This is a genomic window from Kitasatospora sp. NPDC028961 (assembly GCF_055564815.1).
Genome location: NZ_JBVHVO010000003.1, coordinates 660,871 through 666,089, shown reverse-complemented (window position 1 = coordinate 666,089; position 5,219 = coordinate 660,871). Strand labels below are relative to the sequence as shown.

The 5,219-nt window shown below is 73.3% G+C and carries 4 protein-coding genes and 1 rRNA gene; all 5 read left to right on the top strand.

Annotation, left to right across the window (positions count from 1 at the left end; all coding sequences use genetic code 11):
• A 5S ribosomal RNA gene (gene rrf / locus ACZ4UX_RS10410) occupies positions 1-75 on the top strand; the annotation flags it as partial.
• A gap of 338 nt (positions 76-413) precedes the next feature.
• The gene (locus ACZ4UX_RS10405; RefSeq protein WP_465706293.1) at positions 414-3,098 is read left to right on the top strand and encodes a DUF4118 domain-containing protein; all 2,685 of its coding nucleotides are present in this window, start codon (positions 414-416) and stop codon (positions 3,096-3,098) included.
• Positions 3,099-3,136: 38 nt separating this feature from the next.
• Positions 3,137-3,817 carry a response regulator gene (locus ACZ4UX_RS10400; RefSeq protein WP_352298506.1) on the top strand — a complete coding sequence of 227 codons (681 nt, stop codon included), beginning with the start codon at positions 3,137-3,139 and terminating at the stop codon, positions 3,815-3,817.
• A 74-nt stretch (positions 3,818-3,891) separates the two neighbouring features.
• Complete coding sequence (locus tag ACZ4UX_RS10395; protein ID WP_329487687.1) at positions 3,892-4,299, top strand: OB-fold nucleic acid binding domain-containing protein; 408 nt, start codon at positions 3,892-3,894, stop codon at positions 4,297-4,299.
• A 2-nt stretch (positions 4,300-4,301) separates the two neighbouring features.
• Positions 4,302-5,066, top strand: a complete 765-nt coding sequence (locus tag ACZ4UX_RS10390) for a DUF3159 domain-containing protein (protein ID WP_465706292.1) — start codon at positions 4,302-4,304, stop codon at positions 5,064-5,066.
• The last annotated feature ends 153 nt before the right edge of the window (positions 5,067-5,219 follow it).

Genomic DNA, 5,219 nt, shown 5'->3' with positions numbered 1-5,219 from the left:
AACCCGGAAGCTAAGCCTCACAGCGCCGATGGTACTGCAGGGGGGACCCTGTGGGAGAGTAGGACGCCGCCGAACAATCATTGTGAAGAACCCCCTGATCCTTACGGATCGGGGGGTTCTTTGCGTTTCCGGACAAGGCGATCCCGGTCAGCCAGGAGAGGCCCGAGGAGGCCGGGAAAGACCCGAAGAGGCCCGGAGAGGCCCGGAGAACCACCGTGCGGCCGAGGGCACCCGGGGCCGTGGGGCGGCCGGCGGTTCCCCGGCCGGGCCGTTCCCGCCGTCAAAATGCCGCTAAAACTGCCTGATCAGCGGCCGGATCGCTGGAGAATCGCAGGCCACGCCGTAGTCTCCAAGGCGAGGGGAACACGTGTCCGGGGTGGTCCCCGGAACCGGCCGGATCAAGAATGGTGCACATGGGACGCGGCAGGCTGCGGATCTACCTCGGAGCGGCGCCCGGGGTCGGCAAGACGTACGCCATGCTCTCCGAGGCGCACCGGCGGCGGGAGCGCGGCACGGACGTGGTGGTCGGCTTCGTCGAGGACCACGGGCGGCGGCACACCGCGGAGCTCGTGGACGGCCTGGAGGTCGTCCCGCGCCGCGAGCTGGACCACCGGGGCGCCGCGTTCACCGAGATGGACCTGGACGCCGTACTGGCCCGCCGTCCGCAGGTGGTGCTCGTCGACGAACTCGCGCACACCAATGTGCCGGGCTCCCGCACCGCCAAGCGGTGGCAGGACGTCGAGGAGCTGCTGGCGGCCGGCATCGACGTCATATCGGCCGTGAACATCCAGCACCTGGAGTCCCTGGGCGACGTCGTCGAGGGGATCACCGGGGTCCGGCAGCGGGAGACCGTGCCGGACGAGGTGGTGCGGCGGGCCGACCAGCTCGAACTGATCGACATGTCGCCCCAGGCCCTGCGCCGGCGGCTGGCCCACGGCAACGTCTACGCGCCGGAGAAGGTCGACGCGGCCCTCGCCAACTACTTCCGCCCCGGGAACCTGACCGCGCTGCGCGAACTGGCCCTGCTCTGGACGGCCGACCGGGTCGACGAGTACCTCCAGAAGTACCGCGCCGAGCAGGGAATCAAGGGCACCTGGCAGGCGCGCGAGCGGATCGTGGTCGGCCTGACCGGTGGGCCGGAGGGGGCGACCCTGATCCGCCGGGCGGCCCGGATCGCGGCCCGGGGCTCCGGCGGCGAACTGCTCGCCGTCCACATCTCCCGCTCGGACGGACTGGCCGGCTCGGGATCCGGCTCCTCCCAGACGCTGATCGAGCAGCGGGCGCTGGTGGAGAACCTCGGCGGCAGCTTCCACGCGGTGCTCGCCGACGACCCCGCCGCCGGGCTGCTGGACTTCGCCCGCGGGGTGAACGCCACCCAGATCGTGCTGGGCACCAGCCGCCGGCCCGCCTGGCAGTACCTCTACGGCCCCGGCGTGGGCACCACGGTGACCAGGGCCTCCGGCGACATCGACGTGCACATCGTCACGCACGAGCAGGCTGCCAAGGGCCTGGGCCGGGTCCCGATCCGCCGGGTCACCGACCTCGGCCGGCCGCGGACCGTCGCGGGCTGGCTGATCGGCCTGGGCGGCCCGCCGCTGCTGGCCCTGCTGCTGACCCACGTCGAGGGCCTCGGGCTCTCCACCGACATGCTGCTGTTCCTGTCCCTGACGGTCTGCGCGGCGCTGGTCGGCGGTCTCTTCCCGGCGATCGGCGCGGCGCTGGTCGGATCCTCGGCGCTGAACTACTACTTCGCCCCGCCGATCCACACCTTCACCATCGACGAGCCGCAGAACATCATGGCGGTGGCGATCTTCACCGCCGTCGGCATCGCCGTCGCGTCCGTGGTGGACCTCGCGGCCCGGCGGACCCACCAGGCGGCCCGCAGCCAGACCGAGGCGCAGACGCTCAGCGCGCTGGCCGGCACGGTGCTGCGGGGCGCGCCGAGCGGGGACGGCGTCCTGACCGCGCTGCTGGAGCAGGTCCGGGAGACGTTCCAGCAGGACGCCGCCGTGTTGCTGGACCGGCCCGATCCGCTCGGGCCGTGGCAGTCGGTCGCCGCGGCCGGTCCGCGGCCGCCGCTGCGACCGGAGACCGCCGACGTGGACGTCCCGGTCGGCGACACGCTGGCGCTGGCGCTGCGCGGCCGGGTGCTGCCCGCCGAGGACCGCCGGCTGCTCGGCGCCTTCGCCGCCCAGGCGGCCGTGCTGCTGGAACGGCGCCGGCTGGCGGGGGAGGCCGTCGCGGCCCGGCGGGAGGCCGAGGGCAACCGGATCCGCACGGCGCTGCTCGCCGCCGTCTCGCACGACCTGCGGACCCCGCTGGCGGGCATCAAGGCCTCGGTCAGCTCGCTCCGCTCGGCGGACGTCGAGTGGGACGAGGCGGACGAGGCGGAGCTGCTGGAGGGGATCGAGGCGGGCGCCGACCGGCTCGACCACCTGATCAACAACCTGCTCGACATGAGCCGGCTGCAGACCGGCACCGTCACGCCGCTGATCCAGGAGACCGACCTGGACGAGGTGGTGCCCTTCGCCCTCGGCGGCGTGCCGCCGGAGGCCGTCCGGCTGGACGTCCCCGAGACGCTGCCGATGATCCGGGCCGACGGCGGGCTGCTGGAGCGCTCGCTGGCCAACCTGGTCGAGAACGCCGTCAAGTACAGCCCGGCGGGGGTGAAGGTCCTGGTCAAGGCCGACGCCCTGCACCCGGTGGGCGGCCGGGGCCGGGTCGAGCTGCGGATCGTCGACCGGGGGCCCGGGGTGCCCGAGGACGCCAAGGAACGGATCTTCGCGCCGTTCCAGCGGTACGGGGACGCGCCGCGCGGGGCCGGGGTGGGCCTCGGGCTCGCGGTGGCGCGCGGCTTCGTCGAGGCGATGGACGGGACGGTCACCGCCGAGGACACCCCCGGCGGCGGTCTCACCATGGTCGTCACCCTGCCGGCCGTGGACCGGCCGCCGGAGCCGGCGGAGCGGGCCGACCCGGTCGAGCGGGCCGGACGGGACGGGCCGGCCGAGCAGGCCGGGGCGCCCGAACGAGCCGAGCGCCCCGGGCCGTCCGGGCACCCCGCGACGGCCGGGCCGGCCGACCGCCCGTCCCCCGTATGACCACCACCCTTCCGACTGCTGTGAAAGGCGGAGCCCGTATGACCCGGGTCCTCGTCGTGGACGACGAACCGCAGATCGTCCGCGCGCTGGTGATCAACCTCAAGGCCCGCAAGTACGAGGTCGACGCGGCCCACGACGGGGCGGGCGCCCTGGAGCTGGCCGCCGCCCGCCACCCCGACGTGGTGGTCCTCGACCTCGGCCTGCCCGACATGGACGGCGTCGAGGTGATCAAGGGCCTGCGCGGCTGGACCAGGGTGCCGATCATCGTGCTCTCGGCCCGGCACGCCTCCGACGAGAAGGTCGAGGCGCTCGACGCGGGCGCCGACGACTACGTCACCAAGCCCTTCGGCATGGACGAGCTGCTCGCCCGGATGCGCGCCGCCGTCCGCCGGGCCGAGCCGGTGGCCGGTGAGGACGACGCGCTGGTGGTCACCGAGAGCTTCACCGTCGACCTGGCGGCGAAGAAGGTCAACCGGGACGGCGCCGACATCCGCCTGACCCCCACCGAGTGGCACCTGCTGGAGGTGCTGGTCCGCAACGCCGGCCGGCTGGTCAGCCAGACCCAGCTGCTCCAGGAGGTCTGGGGCCCGGCGTACCGCACCGAGACCAACTACCTGCGGGTCTACCTCGCCCAGTTGCGTCGCAAGCTGGAACGGGACCCTTCGCACCCGCGCCACTTCATCACCGAGCCGGGCATGGGCTACCGCTTCGAGGGCTGACCCCGAGGGTGCCCGGCCACCCGGCCGCCGCCGCGGCCTGCCGCCACGGCTCCCAAAACCGGTACCCTTCCGACATGAGTGGTGACAACAGCAGCGACCAGCCGCAGGGCCGCTTCCGCCGCATGCTCAGCCGGCTGACCTCCTCCACGGAGGAGCTCCAGGCGGAGGAGCTGCGCCAGGAGATCGCGGCGGAGTCGGGCTGCACCCCGATCGCCAGTTGCGGGGACCGTCAACTGGTCACCGTCGCCGGCACCCTGCGAACGGTGACCCTCCGCCCGCGGGCCGGTGTGCCCGCCCTGGAGGCCGAGCTCTTCGACGGCACCGAGGCGCTGGACGTGGTCTGGCTCGGCCGGCGCTCCATCGCCGGCATAGAGCCCGGCCGCCGCCTGGTGGCCAGCGGCCGGATCGGCCACGCACGCGGGCGCCGCGTGCTGTTCAACCCCCGCTACGAACTGCGTCCGGTCGGACACGGGAGCGAATGAGCGTGAGCAACCACTCCGGCGGCGAGCCCGCCGCCCAGCTCGACCTGGTCGAGGCGGCTCCCGGCGAGGAGGAGGCCAGGCTGGCCGCCTCCCGCGAGGCGGCCTCCCGTGAGGCCGCCGACACCGTGATGCAGGCCTTCGGCGGTGTCCGCGGCATGGTCGACATGACGCTGCCCGGCCTGGTCTTCATCGTCACGTACAACATCACCCACCAGGTCCCCGCGGCCGCCTGGGCCGCGCTCGGCCTGAGCGGCCTGTTCGTGGTGGCGCGGCTGGCCCGGCGGGAGACCGTGCAGCACGCCTTCAGTGGTGTCTTCGGGGTCGCCATCGGCGCCTGGATCTCCATGAAGACCGGCAAGGCGGAGAACTTCTACCTGCCCGGTCTGCTCTGGAGCGTCGGCTACTGCATCGGCCTGGCCGTCTCGGCACTGGTCCGCTGGCCGATGATCGGGCTGATGCTCGGCCCGATCACCGGCGAGATGTTCACCTGGCGCAAGCAGAACCCGGGCCGGCTCGCGGCCTACACCAAGGCCACCTGGGCCTGGGTGGTGATCATGGGCATCAAGCCGGTGATCCTCTTCCCGCTGTACTTCACCCACAACGTCAACCTGCTCGGCTGGCTGAAGGTCGCCCTGGGCATCCCGCCGATGCTGCTGGCGATGTACGTCACCTGGCAGATCCTGCTGAAGGCGCCGCCGCCCATCAAGGCGCAGCTGGACGAGGAGCCGGCCGGGGACGGGGCCGAGGCGCCGCCGGGCGACCGGTAGCGGCGGCGGAGCCCGCCGCCGGGACAACAGCAGCGGGGCCCGCACTCGGATCCGAGTGCGGGCCCCGCCACCGTTGTTCCTCATTGCGTTCCTTCCCTTCCTTAGACCCCCCCTCTCCTCCGGGGGTGCGGGGGGGAGGTCCCCCCCCTCCCC

Excerpts from the sequence above, each read along its gene's own strand:
- ACZ4UX_RS10405 (WP_465706293.1), top strand. The coding sequence starts at position 414 with ATGGGACGCGGCAGGCTGCGGATCTACCTCGGAGCGGCGCCCGGGGTC.
- ACZ4UX_RS10400 (WP_352298506.1), top strand. The coding sequence starts at position 3,137 with ATGACCCGGGTCCTCGTCGTGGACGACGAACCGCAGATCGTCCGCGCG.
- ACZ4UX_RS10395 (WP_329487687.1), top strand. The coding sequence starts at position 3,892 with ATGAGTGGTGACAACAGCAGCGACCAGCCGCAGGGCCGCTTCCGCCGC.